Here is a 14,585-nt window from a genome sequence, read left to right as displayed (position 1 = left end):
CTACGGATGGGCAACGTAGTCGTAGTTACCCGGACCGCAGGTGCGCTCCAGGGTCTTGACCACCTTGCGCGGGTCGTCGTAGGGGCCGGAGAAGTAGAACGGCTTGCCGTCCCGGCCGAAGCCGATGACGGACCGGTCGCCGGGCGGGGGACCCAGGTGCACCGCCGCATCCGCGAAGCCGCCCGCGGGCTCGAAGCCGAGACCGCGGGCGTAGGCGACCGCATCGTGCACGATCGTCTGCGCCTGCTCCACGCCGATCGGCAGCGGCCGGTGATCGAATGCCGAGTAGTACATCTGTACGTAAGCGGTCAGGGATCCGGACCCCATCACCTCGGGGTCGGTGACGTTCTTGACGCCCAGGCAGTACACGTCCACCAGGAAGCCGGTGACGGTCACCCTGCTGGCACGTTCCTGGCGGGCCAGGAGAATCTGGGCGAAGCCGCCCGTGCCCGGGGCCGGCTGCCGGCCGAGGGGGTCGGCCGCCGCCCACTCCGGGGCTGCGGCCATGTCCAGTCCCGCGCTCCAGCCCGCGTTGACCCAGCAGCCCACCACCGGCCGCTCATCCGGCGCGGTGTTCGCCAGTGCCGCCTCGGCGACCCGTCTGACCAGCTCGGTGGCCCGGGCCGGGCGCAGCCCCAGCGCCTTCGCGATCTGCTTCGGCGCGCTGCCGCGCTCCCTCATCTCCCGGACCCGGGCCAGCAGTTCCTCGTCGCGCGTTGTCACCGTCGCAGTCTGCCAGTTCCGTGTCGCCCCATGCGAAGCACTGGGTGCGTCGGCGGTGCTGCCATCTTGGGTTCGGGTGATACGTGACACGCACCGGAACGGGCAGGTCAGCGTGGGTGAGACACGCATGAGGAACACCCCGCCAAGCTGGAGTGGCTCGGACTTCGGTCCGTCACGGAATTCACCCCTGCCCGTTTCACGCCGGACGAGGCCAACACGCGGCTGCTGCACCTCACGGCACCATGAAGACGAGGCGTCCGGCCACAGCCGTTCACGGCCCTGGGTGCTACCGACTGGTCCCCCGGCCCCGCCGCGCTCGGACAAGGACGTACGGGCCGGCCTTCCCTCCCCGGCGTTCGGGTCTTGCCGTTACCGGGCAGTCTCCTTGCCGACAAGGGCGCCCCATGAGGTGGCGGCGGGAGCACATCCGGTCGGCGTGCGGCGCGAGTTGGCCTGAAGTGATCGGTCATGCGCGTCTTCCCCCTCCCCGTACTCGACTGAAAGAGGGCTGGTCGAGCGCGCAGCCGACTGCGCTAAGCGGCGATCCTGATCTTCTTCGTCACGGTCACCTGGTCCAGGTCGGAGATCCGCACGGTCACGTTCATCGTCCACTCGCCCGCGATGGGGATGCTCACGGCGTTGGTGGCCCAGTAGCCGCCCCGGTCCGCCAGGCCCGCGGGCAGCGGGCCGATCTTCTGGGCGGCGAGGGTGAAGGAGAGGCGCAGCTCCGGGACGGTGGAGATGCCGCCGTCGGGGCCGAAGACGACCGCCTCCACCGAGTTCTTGCCGACCCGGCCCGGGTCCAGGGTGATCTGCACCTTGCCGTGGCCGTTCGGGGTGCCCACGTCGAAGGGGACCATGGCGACGGCCGCCGTGGGGATGCCGAGCGCGCCCGACGCCGTGCCCGACTCGGCCGCCTCGGCCGCCGCCCGGCCGGGCAGGGTGCCGGTGAGGATCGTGGTGAGGACCAGGACCAGGACACCGACGCCGACCTCGGCGAGGACCGAGCGGCGCAGGGCGGCGCGGAGGTCGGAGCCGGGTGGAAGGGCCTGCTCCGCGGAGGCCTCCGCGTCGGTCCGCCGCGGTTCGGACGCGACCGTCTCCGCCGAGGACGGCCCGGCCGCCGGGGACCGGGACGCCGAAGCTGCGGACACCGGCGGTTCGGACACGGGGACGTCGAGCGACGGGACTTCGGATGACGGGACTGCGGATGACGGGACTGCGGACGACGAGGCCTCTGGTGATCGTGCCGCCAGGGCGCCGACCGTTTCCGGGACCCGGGTGCGGGCCGGTGCCGCGGTCCGGGCCGCCGCCAGCTTCGCCGTCCAGCGGCGGGACTGGGAGGCCGCCCCCAGCAGCAGGGTCACGGCGGCGAGCTTGAGGAGCAGCAGCCTGCCGTACGACGTGTCGGTGAGCGCCTGCCAGGAGCCGAGGCCCCGCCAGGACTGGTAGACGCCGGTGACGACGAGGACCGCCACCGAGACGAAGGCCACCCGCGAGAAACGGGTGACGACGACGGCGGGCAGCGGGGTGCTGCCCCGCTGGAGGGTGATGAGGAGGGCCGTGAGACCGCCCAGCCACAGCGCCATCGCCAGCAGGTGCAGGACCGTCGAGGTCATCGCCAGGGGGACCTGGATACCGGCCGAGGCGTGCTCCGCCGCCGCCCAGGTCAGCGCCAGGGCGACGGCGAGGGCGGTGCCCGCGGCCAGGACGGGACGGGTCGGACGGAGCGGGCGCGACCGGTCCGCGCCCCCACGGCCGAGGAACAGGTGGAGGCCCGCGACGACCGCCAGGAGCGCCACCCTGGCCAGCAGGGCCAGACCAGGGCGGCCCGTCGCCGACGTGGCGAGGGCGGACAGGTCGAGGGCGGTCACCGGGGAGGTGCCTTCCTCGTACGAGGAGCGCAGGACCAGGAGGAAGAGGCTGGCCCCCAGCAGGACCCACCAGGCCGTCCGGACCGGTGTGCGCAGCGGCACCGGGTCCGGCGGGCGGCACAGGGCGACGAAGGCGGCCGCGCCGATCAGCAGCGCCACGGCGAGGTACGCGAGGTAGCGGCCGATGTTGTAGAGGCCTTCGGTGACCGGGTTCTCGACCGGGCCGGTGGGGACGGCCGCCACGGTCGCCGACGGTTTGCCCACGGAGAAGGTGAGGGCACCGGAGACCGGGTGGCTGTCCGCCGACACGACCCGCCACGCCACGGTGAACGTGCCGGTGCCGAGCTTCTTCGGGAAGGTGATCCGGGCGGTGTCCGCGCCGGCCGGGCCGTGTTCGGCGGCGCCGGTGGTCACCCGGTGGTTGGTGGGGTCGTACACCCGGAACGAGTCGTCGAGCAGGCCGACGGACTCGGTGAACGTCAGGGTGACGGAGCCGGGGGCCGACTTGAGCACGGCGCCGTCGGCTGGGTCGCTGCCGCGCAGGGCCGCGTGGGCGGAGGCGGGGGCGGCGGAGGCGAGGAACAGGGCGGTGAGGAGGGTGCCCAGGAGGGCGGCCGTCCGCAGGGCCGCCCTGTGGGGGGTTGCCCTGCGGGGGGCGGTGGGGCGCCGTCGGTCGTGGTGTTCGCGCACTTCACCCGCTCCGAGTTCGGAAACACGTGTTCTTCGGTCATACGGATGGGAAGCGCCCGGCACTCATTTCACCCGGCACCCATCGTTCACCGCGGGTCGTCCGGGTGGGCCGCCGTGCGGGGGAGAAACGCCAGTCGGGCGCGCTTCTCGGGCAGGTACACGTCCGGGAGGTCGATCTCCGGGAGCACGACGGCCGGGCCGAGCTCGAAGCCCTGGCTCCGGAAGCGGGCGATCGCCTTCTCGTTGCGGACGTCCGGGTCCACGACGATGCGGCGGCGGTCCAGGGCGCGGAAGACGTACTCGGTGAAGACGCGGAGCAGGGACCCCGTCCAGCCGGGTCGGGGACCCTCGGGTCCGGCCGGGGCGAGCAGGACGTGCACGCCGATGTCGCCGGGGCGGGCGTCGTAGCACTCGCTCACCCGGTCCGCCTGCGGCTCGTACGTCTGGAGGAGCGCGACCGGGACACCGTCCCTCTCGGCGAGGTGGGCGTGATGGGTGTCGAGGCCCGCCATATGGGTGTAGATGTCGGCGACCTGGGCGCGGGTGAGGCCGGTCATGCCCCAGAAGGCGGCGCGTTCCTCGGTGACCCAGGAGTGCACGGTGTCGGCGTCGCGTTCCGGGTCGAGCGGGCGCAGGCGCACGGTGCCGAAGCCGGTGACGGTGTGTTCGAAGGGGGGCTGTTCAGGCATCGGTCTCTTCGGTCTCTTCCGTGTCGGTGAGGTCCACGCGTTCCAGTTGGTCCCAGTCGGTGACGACCGGGACCAGGTCCCCCGAGAGCCACAGGGGGAGTTGGTCGTTGTGGTGGGCCGCGCCCGGGACGCCGTCCGCGCCGAGCGGGACCACCCAGAGGCTGTCGTCACGGCGGGCCAGGTCCCAGACGTAACGGGCGGCCGGGCCGCGCACCGCGAGGTCGGTGACGCCCGGGACGGCGGAGGTGCACAGCACGCAGTCGTGGTCGCCGGAGAGCGCGGGACCCTCGTACGGCTGTCCGGGCAGCGCCTGCCAGGGGGCGAGGCGGTGCGTGTCGCCCCACGTGCGGGCGGGGCGGTCCGCGGCGACGTCACCGGCCACGTCCGCGGCGACTTCTTCGAGCGCGGCGCGTACGGCGGCGGGGCGGTCGATGCCGTACAACTCCTCCGCGCTCAGCAGGTGTTCCAGGGCGAAGCCGATCCGCGGGGTGAGGGCGAGCCAGGGGAGCAGGGGCTCCGGACAGGCGGGGGACGGGGATTCGGCGAGGGGGGCGAAGGCGGGGTGGACGGCGAGGTGCCGTACGACCGCGGAGCGTACGGCCGCGTAGCCGGCGGCGGCGGTGCTGCCGGCGTCCATCCGGTGGTCCCAGGCGAGCAGGCGGTCGCGGAGACCGGCGGCCTCGGGGGTGAGGTGGTCGAGCGCGGCGATGCGCTCCAGGAGGGGGGCGGCGGAGGCGAGGTGGGTGTCCATGTGGATCGCGGGCAGGTCGGCGGCGGACCAGGTGCGGCGCCCGTCGAGGAGGGCGCGGATGCGGTCGGCGCGGTGGGGCGGGGCGAACTCGACGCCGAGGGCAGCGGCAAGGCCGCGCTGGTTCGCCATCACGGCGGCGCCGTCGGTGAGTTCGCCGTACGGCATCTCGTGCCAGCCCTGCCATGCGTGGCCGGGGAGCCAGGCGGGGGCGAGCCGGGTGCGGTTGGTGCGGGAGCGGACGGGGACGCGGCCGGCGACGCGGTGCAGGGTGCCGCCGGCGGTGTCGGCCGCGTGGACGACGTTCACCGGCTCGGCCCAGGCGTCGAGGGCGCGGTCGACGTCGGCCACGCTGCGGGCGCGGAGGAGGGGGAGGAGGGCGGTGAAGCCGAGGTCGTGGGTGACGCGGGGCGGGTAGCGCAGGGCCAGCGCCTCGGCCTCGCCGTCGGCGGCCGGGGGCAGGGGGGTGATCAGGGGGCCTCGGGGGGTTTCGATCACCTCGATCTCGAGCGGGGGCCGTCCTGCCACCGGGACCGTCTCCGGGTGCCGATGGGCCGGACTCCAGGTGCCGTCCGGGCCGAGCGCCTCCACCCCGTTCTCCGTGCGGCGCAGGCGCTCCCGGTAGAGGTCCTGGTAGTCGGCCATCGCGTTGGTGATGGCCCAGGCGACCGTGCCCGTGTGCGCGAAGTGGGCGATGCCGGGGACGCCGGGGACGGCCAGGCCCACGACGTCGAACTCCGGGCAGGAGAGCCGGATCTGCTGGTAGACGCCGGGGGCCTCGATGAAGCGGTGGGGGTCGCCCGCGATCAGCGCCTTCCCGGTGGTGGTACGGGCGCCCGTGAGCAGCCATCCGTTGCTTCCCGCGGTGGCCGGGCCGTCCGTGGCGAAGAGCGGGACCGACTCCTGGCCCAGGTGCCGTGCGGCCTGCTCGCGCCACAGCTTGGCGGGGAAACCGGCGAACAGGATGTGGGTGGCCAGCCAGACGGCGAGCGGGTGCCAGGGCTCCCAGCTGCCGGGGGCCAGTCCGGTGCGGGCGAACTCGGGGGTACGGGCGGCACCGGCCGCCAGCCCCTCGTTCACGCCGGTCGTGTACGACCGTACCCACTCCGCCGTCTCCGCATCCCGTGCCTCCAGCGCCTCGAAGCAGCGTCTCGCGGTGTCCGCGAGGCGGGCGTGGCGGACGAGGACGTCCCAGGGGGCGGCCGGGGCGCCGAGGAAGGACGCCGACGTGCCCTGGGCCCGGTGCCGTTCCGTCTCCAGTTGCCAGGCCCGGTCGTGGGCGGTGACCCGGCCCTGGGCGCGGGCGAGTGCGCGGGCGTTCCCCGCGCGCAGATGAGGGATGCCCCAGGGGTCTCGGTACGTCTCTGCGGTCACCCTGCGACACTCCTTCTATGAGGTTAGCCTTACCTAATCAGATAGGTGGGGGAATCGTACGCGAGGGACGGAGTGCGGGGCAGGGTCGGGCGCGGGATCATCGAGCCATGGACGCCCATGCCGACGCCGCCGCCAGCCCTGCCCTGCGTCTCGCCCAGGACGCCGAGGCCGACGAACTCCTCAGCCGCAGCAGGCTCGCCGCGCTCGTCGGCATGCTGCTGGACCAGCAGGTGCCGATGGAGTGGGCGTTCAAGGGGCCGGCGACGATCGCACGGCGCATGGGCGCCGATGACCTGGACGCGCACGAGATCGCCGCACAGGACCCGGAGGCGTTCGCCGCGCTGCTCTCCGAGAAGCCCGCGGTCCATCGCTATCCCGGGTCCATGGCGAAGCGGATCCAGCAGCTGTGCCAGTACCTGGTCGAGCACTACGGCGGGGACGCCGAGGGCATCTGGCGCGGCGTCGACGACGGGGCGGAGCTGTTGAAGCGGCTCCAGGAACTGCCCGGGTTCGGGAAGCAGAAGGCGCAGATCTTCCTCGCGCTGCTGGGGAAGCAGTTGGGGGTGCGACCGAAGGGGTGGCGGGAGGCGGCGGGGGCGTACGGGGAGGCGTCGGCGTTCCGGTCGGTGGCCGACATCACCGGGCCGGAGTCGCTCGCGAAGGTCCGGGCGCACAAGCAGGAGATGAAGGCGGCGGCGAAGGCGATGAAGGGGGCGAAGGGGTGAAGGGGGCGAAGGGGAGTGGGGCCGAGTGACCTGCGCTCCTTCTGGTCGTCACCCGGTCGGGCTCCCTGTGGTGGCGGTGACGGATGGCGGGGGCTCCCCTTGATGCATGACCGAGCCCCACAGCACCGGGCCCGCCGACGACGACCGCAGGGCGCACGCCTACGGTGTCGGGCGGCATGAGGCCGAACCACCGTTCGAAGGGCCGCTGCACGCACTCGCCCAGGCCGCCTGGGGGACCATCCTGGTCACCGGGATCGCCTCGCTGGTCCTCGGCATCCTGGTCCTGGTGTGGCCCGGCACCACCCTGCTGGTCGCCGGCGTGCTCTTCGGTGTCTACCTGCTGGTCAGCGGCGTTTTCCAGCTGGCCGCCGCCTTCGGCACGCACAAGACGACCTCGCTGCGCGTGCTGGCCTTCATCAGCGGCGCGCTGTCGATCCTGCTGGGCCTGTTCTGCTTCCGCGGCCCGCTGGAGTCGGTCCTGCTGCTCGCCCTGTGGATCGGGATCGGCTGGCTGATCCGCGGCATCACCCAGACGATCGCCGCCGTGCACGACCCGGCGATACCGGCCCGCGGCTGGATGATCTTCCTCGGGATCGTCACCTTCATCGCCGGCATCGTGCTGATCGTGTCCCCGTTCAAGTCGGTCGCCGCACTGACCCTGGTCGCCGGTGTCTGGCTGGTGGTGGTCGGCATCGTCGAGATCGTCTCCTCGTTCGGCCTGCGCAGCCGCGCCGGGCACATCCCGCGCACCGTGTGAACAGCGTCAACCCCGCGCCTCGCAGGTACGCCGAGCGAGCGGTTCTGCCACCCGGCGCGATGAACACCGCCCACGGCGCGGGGAGATGACCATCATGAGCGGCGGCCCCACCCACGGTCGCCCGCGGTCCGGCCACGCCCGGCTGCGGGCGCTCGTGGCGCTGCTGTTCGCCCTGCTGCTGGCCGGCGTCCCCACCGCTGCTCCCGCGGCGACCGCCCCCGTCACCGCCGCCACGGCCGGGGCCGCCGAGCACGACGTGCCCGACAGCCCGCTGCGGCCACCCGCCCGCACCGTCCACCGCGCCGACGTACCCCAGCGCCCCGCGCCGCTCCCGGCCGCGGGGTCCGACGACCCGGCCGACCGCGACCGGCGGCGCGCCTGCCCGGCCGCCCCGCGTCCGCCGTATCCCGCACCCCTGCTGCGCACCGTGGTCCTGCGCTGCTGACCGACCCGACACCCCGCTCCCCCTGTCAGGTCGGTCCGCTCTACGCAAGGAACACCGCCATGCCCTCAGACCCGTACGCCGTCCTGCGCGCCCTGCTGCGCGCCGAGGCCGTCCGCAGCACGCCGAAGCCCCGGGAGAAGACGGCCGAGCCGCCGAGGCCGCGGCCCCAGGAGCAGAGCCCGCGGCCCCAGGAGCAGAAGCACGGCTGAGCCCTCGGGACGGAGCCGGGTCGCCCGTGCCGGACGACCCGGCTCACCGGCGTCTGCGGGCCGTCCCGAAGAGGGAACGGGTGATCTCCCGGCCGAGCTGGGTCCCCACCGAACGCGCGAGGGACTTGAACATCCCGCTCTTCACGACCTGTTCGACGAGCGAGGGCTCTTCCCCGTGCCCCGCGTGCTTCTGCCCGGCCGCCGGGGGTGCGTGCCGGAGCTTCTCGAACGCCGACTCGCGGTCCACAGCCTGTGCATAACGTCCCCGCAGGTCGGACGCCCCGACCGCGGCGTCCAGTTCGGCCGCGTCGACGGGACCCATCAGGGACTCCGGGGCCCGCAACCGGGTCGCCGCGACCGGGGTCGGGGCGCCGTTCTCACTGAGCACGGTGACCACGGCCTCGCCGGTGCCGAGCCCCGTGAGGAGCTCCGCGAGATCGTACGGCGACCTCGGGAAGGTCCCCACGGTCGCCTTCAGCGCCTTCTGGTCCTCCGGGGTGAACGCCCTGAGCGCGTGCTGGACACGGTTGCCCAGCTGGGCGAGGACATCGGACGGCACGTCCTTCGGGGTCTGCGTGACGAAGAAGACGCCGACCCCTTTCGAGCGAATCAGGCGCACGGTCCGGGTGATCGAGTCGAGGAACGCCTTCGACGCGTCGTCGAAAAGCAGGTGCGCCTCGTCGAAGAAGAAGACCAGCTTCGGCTTGTCGGCATCACCGATCTCCGGGAGGTCGTGGAAGAGGTCGGCCAGCAGCCACATGAGGAACGTGGAGAAGAGCAGGGGTTGGTCCTGGACGGCGGGGAGTTCGAGGACCGAGACGATGCCGCGGCCGTCCGGTGCCGTACGCAGGAGGTCGGCCGTGTCGAACTCCGGCTCGCCGAAGAAGTCCGTCATGCCCTGCGCCTCGAAGGCGGTCAGGGAACGCAGGATCACGCCCGCCGTGGCCGTCGAGAGGCCGCCGATGTTCCGCAGCTCGGCCTTGCCCTCGTCCGAGACGAGGAAGGCGACCACCGCGCGCAGGTCCTTGAGGTCGATCAACTCCAGGCCCTTGGTGTCCGCGTAGTGGAAGATCAGGCCGAGGGACTGTTCCTGGGTGTGGTTGAGCTGGAGGATCTTGGCCAGGAGCAGCGGGCCGAAGCTGGTGATCGTGGCACGGACGGGCACGCCGTGGCCCTGTCCGCCGAGCGCGAGGAACTCCGCCGGGAAGCCGGCCGCAGTCCACCGCTGGCCCACCTCGGCCGCCCGGTCCAGCACTCTCGCGCCGCCCTGCCCGGGGCGGGAGACACCGGACAGGTCCCCCTTGACGTCCGCGAGGAACACCGGGACGCCCTGCGCCGAGAGCTGCTCGGCGATCAGCTGGAGCGTCTTGGTCTTGCCGGTGCCGGTGGCGCCCGCGACCAGCCCGTGCCGGTTCAGCACGGGCAGGGGGATGCGGACCTGGACGTCGGGACGGCACTGCCCGTCCCACAGGAGGGCGCCGAGGTCCAGCGCCGGGCCGGTGAAGGCGTACCCGGAGGCGATCGCGGCGACCGCGGCGGGGGTCGGGGCGCCGGCTCCTGCCGTTCCCGCGGGTTCGGCGGCACTCGTCATCGGACCCCCAGTTCCGCTTTCGCCTTTTTGATGACCTTTACAACGTCTTTTCCAGCGTCGCACTCGGTCGCCATGGCTGCGCCCGGAACGTCAGGACCGGTAGGCTTTCCGTGTGATCTTCAAGCGCATCGGAAACGGCCGGCCGTACCCCGACCACGGCCGGGAGAGCACCCGGCAGTGGGCGGACGTCGCACCGCGCCCGGTCCGCCTCGATCAGCTCGTGACGACCAAGGGCCAGCTCGACCTGGAGACCCTCCTCGCCGAGGACTCGACGTTCTACGGCGACCTCTTCGCGCACGTCGTGAAGTGGCAGGGCGACCTGTACCTGGAGGACGGGCTGCACCGCGCGGTCCGCGCCGCCCTCCAGCAACGGCAGGTGCTGCACGCGCGCGTGCTCGAACTCGACTGACACCGAGCGGACACCCGCTCGCCGTCCGCCGTTGCGCGCCGGTTGCCCCTTTCGGGTTGGACCGGGCACCGTCGGATGATCATCTATTAGTCAACGCACCCGTGGCGCACTACGCTGCGCTCATGAGCATGCTGACTCCCCCCGGCATGGGCGGCCAGTACCGGATCACTGGGGACAAATACCCACGCATGCGCCCACGCCGGCGGCGTACCCGGCTGACCCTCTCCGTGGTCGCCTCCGTCACCGCGCTCGGCCTGGTCGGCTGGGGCACACTGCAGCTCATCGACGTCTTCACGGGTGGCGGCGGGAAGGCCTCGGCGGCCGGTTCCGCGGGGGACTGCGTCAAGCAGGCCGCCGCGAGCCCGAGTCCCGCGGCGGGGGCGTCCGCCGCCGCGTTTCCGAAGCCCGCGCAGATCACGGTGAACGTCTACAACGCGACCACCCGCACGGGCCTGGCCAAGGACACCGCGGACGCGCTCAAGAAGCGCGGGTTCCGGATCGGCGACGTCGGGAACGCGCCGGCGAAGTTCGACGCGAAGGTCAAGGGGACGGCGGTGCTGCTCGGTCCCGCCTCCGCCCTGAAGACCTCGCTGCCGGTCCTGGCCACCCAGGTGACGGCGGCCGACCAGCGCACGGAGGCGGGCCGCAAGGGCGCCGCGGTGGACCTGATCATCGGCGACGCCTTCAAGTCCCTCACCCCCCAGGCGACGGCCGACAAGGCGATCACCGCCCTGGCGGCCCCCCAGCCGAAGGCGACGACCAAGAAAGCCTGCTGAACGCGGCACATCCCCGCACCGCCAGCCGAAGCCCACCCAGGGGCGCTGGGGGCACCCCCGGCCGAAGGCTGGGGGAGGAACTGCGCGACCAGCCACAACGCACCCGCGGCCGCCGCAGAACCGCACCCCCACGGCGACCGCGCGAACCCCCGGAGGGCTACTCCGCCGCCCCGTACAGCCGGTCCCCCGCGTCCCCGAGGCCCGGCACGATGTAGCCGTGCTCGTTGAGGTGGTCGTCGACCGCCGCCGTCACCACCGTGACCGGCGTCCCCGCCAGCTCGCGTTCCATGACCTCGACGCCCTCGGGGGCGGCCAGCAGCACCACCGCGGTGACGTCGTCGGCGCCCCTCCTGATGAGCTCACGGATCGCGGCGACCAGCGTGCCACCCGTGGCCAGCATCGGGTCCAGGACGTACACCTGACGCCCGGAGAGGTCCTCCGGCATCCGGGAGGCGTACGTGGACGCCTGGAGCGTCTCCTCGTTGCGAATCATGCCCAGGAAACCCACCTCGGCCGTCGGCAGCAGCCGCACCATCCCGTCCAGCATGCCGAGCCCGGCCCGCAGGATCGGCACGACCAGCGGACGCGGCCGGGCGAGCTTGACGCCGGTCGTGGCGGCCACCGGGGTCCGGATGTCGACGGCCTCGGTCCGCACGTCCCGGGTCGCCTCGTAGGCGAGCAGGGTGACCAGTTCGTCGGCGAGCCGCCGGAACGTCGCGGAGTCGGTGCGCTGGTCGCGCAGCGTGGTGAGCTTGTGGGCGACCAGGGGGTGGTCGACGACGTGGAGACGCATGCCGACAACAGTAACCGCGCCCGACCGCCCCCCGCGCAGGTCCGTGCTGCCGCACCCGGACATCGGACCTGGCATCAAACCGGCCGTCCGGGGGAAAGTGGGAGTGTCGAAGTGGGGTGATTCGACGTGCCTGAACTGTCAGGACAGCCTGGACAGCCCGACCGTGGCTATGGCGCCCCGGAGGGCGAGACCGAGGCCGAGCGGCGCCGCCGCCGGGCCCGGTTCCTGCGCGAACTCGCCGAGGCGCGGGCGCTGCGCGACCGCGTCCAGCCCCGCCGGGCGAAAGTGGCCCGGCTGCGACACGCGATGCGGATGAGGACGTTCCGTTGGTAGCCCTCGACAGGAGTCCACGGACCGGCAGGAGCCCGTGAGGGCCGGCAGCAGCCCGTGAGAACCGGTAAGAGCCCGCGAAGGGCCGAAAGAGTCGGTAAGAGTCCACAGGAGTCGTCACGCCGATCCTTCGGCAAAGATCCACTGCTTGCGGCCCGTTGCGGTCCGGCACGGGGAAGGCCGTGCGTGGGCCGCGGCAAAACCCGCGTACGATCCGCAGGTGGCGGCAACGAGTGCGCTGGTGACTGCGTTCAGGGACGCATGGATGGCTCTTTGCATACGTGCGATCAAAACTGCCAGACACAGGGAGCCGAAGACGTCCCCTGAACGCCTTGTTTCTGCCACGATTCCGAGTGGGTGGGGCTCGGAGCCCAGCTCTTCCCGCCCAGAACCTCCGCCGGGGGGACCCCCAACCGGCACGCCTAAGACCAGTGGGAGAGTCACGGTGTACTTCGCCGCACTGCTCGCGCGCACCGAAGACGGGTGGGAAGCGAGCGACACAGAGCTCGACGATGTGGAGACCCTGTCGGACCTGGCCGATCTGGCCCGGGAATCGGCCTCGGAGGCCGACGACACGGTGCTCGTCTTCATCGAGCAGGAAGACGCGTGGTTCGGTGTCGTGCGCGTCGACGGTGAGGAGGACCCCCGGGTCTTCGTCTCCAACGCCGCCGCCGCCGCCCGCAGCTCGTACGGCGAGCTCCTGCTCACCGACGAAATGCTCGGAAGGGAGCCCAAGGACGACACCGACGTCCTGGACTCCCTCGACCTCGACGGCACCGAGGACGGTGAGCCGGAGCCGGAGGAGGACGACGACTCGGACGGCTCGGCCGTGCCCTCGGGCCCGGTGGGCGACCCCGGCATCCTCGACGACCTGGGGGTGACCGCCAAGGAACTGCTGTCGCTCGACGAGGACGCGCTCGGCGAGATCGCCGAGGCCCTGGGCGCCTCCGACGTCCTGGAGACCGTCCGCTGACGCTCCACCACCAGGCACCCGGGTCCCCCGACCCGGTACGCGACCGCTGGCGGGCCGCGATGCGGCTCGCCCTGGACGAGGCAGGCCAGGCCGTCCAGGGCGGGGACGTCCCCGTCGGCGCCGTCGTGCTGTCCGCGGACGGTACGACGGTCCTCGCGACCGGGCACAACGAACGCGAGGCCACCGGCGACCCCACCGCGCACGCCGAGGTCCTCGCACTGCGCCGGGCCGCCGCGGCGCTCGGCGAATGGCGGCTCACCGGCTGCACCCTGGTCGTGACGCTGGAGCCCTGCACGATGTGTGCCGGCGCCCTGGTCCAGGCCCGGGTCGACCGGGTCGTCTACGGTGCCCGCGACGAGAAGGCGGGCGCCGCGGGGTCCCTCTGGGACGTCGTACGGGACCGGCGGCTCAACCACCGTCCCGAGGTCGTCGAAGGCGTCCTCGCCGGGGAGTCCGCCCGGCTGCTCACGGAGTTCTTCCGCACCCGCTGAGCCGCCGTTCCGGGGTCCGCCCCGGGCCCCTGAATACCGATTTCAGCGCACGGCCCCCGGTGCTGTAAGGTCTCCCTCGGTAGCGTGTCCGAGCGGCCGAAGGAGCTCGCCTCGAAAGCGAGTGTGGCGCAAGTCACCGAGGGTTCAAATCCCTCCGCTACCGCTGTGAAGCGAAGGGCCCGGTCCAATGGACCGGGCCCTTCGTCATGTTCCGGTCGCCTCGGGAGCCGGAGAAAAATCCGGGTACCCCTCGCGCCACTGGTCATACAAAACGATCGGACCGTTACACTCGCGCCCGGCAACAGGGGATAACCAGGGGAGAGGCCGGTGGCGGTGAACGCCAAGAAGATCGCCGTCTACGCGCTCGTGGTCTTCGCGCTGTACGTCATCATCACGGACCCGCCCAGGGCGGCGGCCTGGGTCCAGATAGTCTTCCAGGGCATATCGGACGCCGCGAAGGCCGTCGGCGACTTCTTCACCTGGCTGGCCAACGGGGCGAAGTAGACCCACCGGGAGTACCCATGATCCGCCACCTGGTCCTCTTCAAGCTCAACGAGGGCGTGGGGCGCGACGATCCGCGCGCCGTCGCGGGCGCCGAGGCCTTCGCCGCGCTCGGCGGCAAGATCGGGGAACTGCGCTTCTGGGAGTGCGGCTGGAACATCACCGACCGCCCCGTCGCGCACGACTTCGCGATCAACTCGGCGGTGGAGGACGCGGACGCGCTGAAGCGCTACCTGGAGCACCCGGACCACCAGGCGGCCGCCGCGCAGTGGCGGGAGTTCGCCACGTGGGTGATCGCCGACTACGAGTTCTGAGCACCCCGTCCGATTCGGATCATGGCCCTCCGCCGGGAACGACGGGGGGCTTTCGTGCGCTTATGCCCCAACTAACCGCCATTCAACCTCAACACGAGGTGATGGGGTGCTTGCACACAGTGCACATGTCTTGTGATGCTATGACCGCTTTTGACGGATGATTGACCGATGAA

17 protein-coding genes and 1 tRNA gene are annotated in these 14,585 nt (G+C 72.3%); 12 read left to right on the top strand and 6 right to left on the bottom strand.

Annotated elements, in window-relative coordinates; genetic code table 11:
* The 4 genes from ACZ3KP_RS18885 to ACZ3KP_RS18870 form a co-directional block, all read right to left on the bottom strand.
* Positions 1-723: a hypothetical protein gene (locus ACZ3KP_RS18885; protein ID WP_467500857.1), complete on the bottom strand. Its 723-nt coding sequence runs from the start codon at positions 721-723 to the stop codon at positions 1-3.
* Between the two features lie 533 nt (positions 724-1,256).
* The gene (locus ACZ3KP_RS18880) at positions 1,257-3,221 is read right to left on the bottom strand and encodes a copper resistance CopC/CopD family protein (RefSeq protein ID WP_467500968.1); all 1,965 of its coding nucleotides are present in this window, start codon (positions 3,219-3,221) and stop codon (positions 1,257-1,259) included.
* Positions 3,222-3,373: 152 nt separating this feature from the next.
* Entirely contained in the window at positions 3,374-3,976 is a 603-nt protein-coding gene (locus tag ACZ3KP_RS18875; protein ID WP_467500855.1) for a GNAT family N-acetyltransferase, read from the bottom strand.
* Positions 3,969-6,098 (bottom strand): penicillin acylase family protein, encoded by a 2,130-nt coding sequence (locus ACZ3KP_RS18870; RefSeq protein ID WP_467500853.1) that lies wholly within the window; start codon positions 6,096-6,098, stop codon positions 3,969-3,971. Before ACZ3KP_RS18870 ends, ACZ3KP_RS18875 begins: the two co-directional genes overlap by 8 nt.
* Before the next feature lie 107 nt (positions 6,099-6,205).
* Here ACZ3KP_RS18870 and ACZ3KP_RS18865 point away from each other — a divergent pair, with 107 nt between their 5' ends.
* The 4 genes from ACZ3KP_RS18865 to ACZ3KP_RS18850 all read left to right on the top strand — a co-directional run bounded on the left by ACZ3KP_RS18865 (position 6,206) and on the right by ACZ3KP_RS18850 (position 8,234).
* Positions 6,206-6,823 (top strand): HhH-GPD-type base excision DNA repair protein, encoded by a 618-nt coding sequence (locus ACZ3KP_RS18865; protein WP_467500851.1) that lies wholly within the window; start codon positions 6,206-6,208, stop codon positions 6,821-6,823.
* Between the two features lie 106 nt (positions 6,824-6,929).
* Complete coding sequence (locus tag ACZ3KP_RS18860) at positions 6,930-7,580, top strand: HdeD family acid-resistance protein (RefSeq protein ID WP_467500849.1); 651 nt, start codon at positions 6,930-6,932, stop codon at positions 7,578-7,580.
* Between the two features lie 85 nt (positions 7,581-7,665).
* Entirely contained in the window at positions 7,666-8,025 is a 360-nt protein-coding gene (locus tag ACZ3KP_RS18855) for a hypothetical protein (RefSeq protein ID WP_467500847.1), read from the top strand.
* Positions 8,026-8,084: 59 nt separating this feature from the next.
* Positions 8,085-8,234, top strand: coding sequence for a hypothetical protein (locus ACZ3KP_RS18850; protein ID WP_467500845.1), 150 nt, complete (start codon positions 8,085-8,087; stop codon positions 8,232-8,234).
* 43 nt (positions 8,235-8,277) lie between these two features.
* Here ACZ3KP_RS18850 and ACZ3KP_RS18845 read toward each other — a convergent pair whose 3' ends face one another.
* Positions 8,278-9,825, bottom strand: coding sequence for a helicase HerA-like domain-containing protein (locus ACZ3KP_RS18845; RefSeq protein ID WP_467500843.1), 1,548 nt, complete (start codon positions 9,823-9,825; stop codon positions 8,278-8,280).
* Between the two features lie 112 nt (positions 9,826-9,937).
* Between ACZ3KP_RS18845 and ACZ3KP_RS18840 the strand changes: the two genes are divergently transcribed.
* Together ACZ3KP_RS18840 and ACZ3KP_RS18835 are read left to right on the top strand one after the other, a co-directional pair.
* On the top strand, positions 9,938-10,234 hold the full coding sequence (locus ACZ3KP_RS18840; RefSeq protein WP_003999914.1) for a type II toxin-antitoxin system VapB family antitoxin: 297 nt from the start codon (positions 9,938-9,940) through the stop codon (positions 10,232-10,234).
* Between the two features lie 122 nt (positions 10,235-10,356).
* Positions 10,357-11,010: a LytR C-terminal domain-containing protein gene (locus ACZ3KP_RS18835; protein WP_467500841.1), complete on the top strand. Its 654-nt coding sequence runs from the start codon at positions 10,357-10,359 to the stop codon at positions 11,008-11,010.
* 157 nt (positions 11,011-11,167) lie between these two features.
* On the opposite strand, the gene upp is transcribed toward ACZ3KP_RS18835, so the two are convergent.
* Positions 11,168-11,803, bottom strand: coding sequence for a uracil phosphoribosyltransferase (gene upp / locus ACZ3KP_RS18830; protein ID WP_046726381.1), 636 nt, complete (start codon positions 11,801-11,803; stop codon positions 11,168-11,170).
* Positions 11,804-11,938: 135 nt separating this feature from the next.
* On the opposite strand from upp, the gene ACZ3KP_RS18825 reads away from it, so the two are divergent.
* The 6 genes from ACZ3KP_RS18825 (at position 11,939) to ACZ3KP_RS18800 (ending at position 14,412) form a co-directional block, all read left to right on the top strand.
* Positions 11,939-12,136 carry a hypothetical protein gene (locus ACZ3KP_RS18825; RefSeq protein ID WP_132888574.1) on the top strand — a complete coding sequence of 66 codons (198 nt, stop codon included), beginning with the start codon at positions 11,939-11,941 and terminating at the stop codon, positions 12,134-12,136.
* Between the two features lie 442 nt (positions 12,137-12,578).
* Positions 12,579-13,106 (top strand): tRNA adenosine deaminase-associated protein, encoded by a 528-nt coding sequence (locus ACZ3KP_RS18820; protein WP_132888231.1) that lies wholly within the window; start codon positions 12,579-12,581, stop codon positions 13,104-13,106.
* A 59-nt stretch (positions 13,107-13,165) separates the two neighbouring features.
* Positions 13,166-13,597, top strand: coding sequence for a tRNA adenosine(34) deaminase TadA (gene tadA, locus ACZ3KP_RS18815; protein WP_132888232.1), 432 nt, complete (start codon positions 13,166-13,168; stop codon positions 13,595-13,597).
* 78 nt (positions 13,598-13,675) lie between these two features.
* Positions 13,676-13,760, top strand: a tRNA-Ser gene (locus ACZ3KP_RS18810).
* Positions 13,761-13,924: 164 nt separating this feature from the next.
* Positions 13,925-14,101 carry a hypothetical protein gene (locus tag ACZ3KP_RS18805; protein WP_165939313.1) on the top strand — a complete coding sequence of 59 codons (177 nt, stop codon included), beginning with the start codon at positions 13,925-13,927 and terminating at the stop codon, positions 14,099-14,101.
* A 17-nt stretch (positions 14,102-14,118) separates the two neighbouring features.
* Positions 14,119-14,412: a Dabb family protein gene (locus tag ACZ3KP_RS18800; RefSeq protein WP_467500839.1), complete on the top strand. Its 294-nt coding sequence runs from the start codon at positions 14,119-14,121 to the stop codon at positions 14,410-14,412.
* Positions 14,413-14,585: the final 173 nt, after the last annotated feature.

The organism is Streptomyces sp. NPDC020958, assembly GCF_055562175.1.
This window is presented reverse-complemented; position numbering and strand designations above follow the sequence as displayed.

Bases quoted from the DNA above. Each gene is read 5' to 3' on its own strand.
- ACZ3KP_RS18865 (WP_467500851.1), top strand. From the start codon at position 6,206: ATGGACGCCCATGCCGACGCCGCCGCCAGCCCTGCCCTGCGTCTCGCC.
- tadA (WP_132888232.1), top strand. From the start codon at position 13,166: ATGCGGCTCGCCCTGGACGAGGCAGGCCAGGCCGTCCAGGGCGGGGAC.
- ACZ3KP_RS18860 (WP_467500849.1), top strand. From the start codon at position 6,930: ATGACCGAGCCCCACAGCACCGGGCCCGCCGACGACGACCGCAGGGCG.
- ACZ3KP_RS18845 (WP_467500843.1), bottom strand. From the start codon at position 9,825: ATGACGAGTGCCGCCGAACCCGCGGGAACGGCAGGAGCCGGCGCCCCG.
- ACZ3KP_RS18855 (WP_467500847.1), top strand. From the start codon at position 7,666: ATGACCATCATGAGCGGCGGCCCCACCCACGGTCGCCCGCGGTCCGGC.
- ACZ3KP_RS18875 (WP_467500855.1), bottom strand. From the start codon at position 3,976: ATGCCTGAACAGCCCCCCTTCGAACACACCGTCACCGGCTTCGGCACC.
- ACZ3KP_RS18800 (WP_467500839.1), top strand. From the start codon at position 14,119: ATGATCCGCCACCTGGTCCTCTTCAAGCTCAACGAGGGCGTGGGGCGC.
- upp (WP_046726381.1), bottom strand. From the start codon at position 11,803: ATGCGTCTCCACGTCGTCGACCACCCCCTGGTCGCCCACAAGCTCACC.
- ACZ3KP_RS18850 (WP_467500845.1), top strand. From the start codon at position 8,085: ATGCCCTCAGACCCGTACGCCGTCCTGCGCGCCCTGCTGCGCGCCGAG.
- ACZ3KP_RS18835 (WP_467500841.1), top strand. From the start codon at position 10,357: ATGAGCATGCTGACTCCCCCCGGCATGGGCGGCCAGTACCGGATCACT.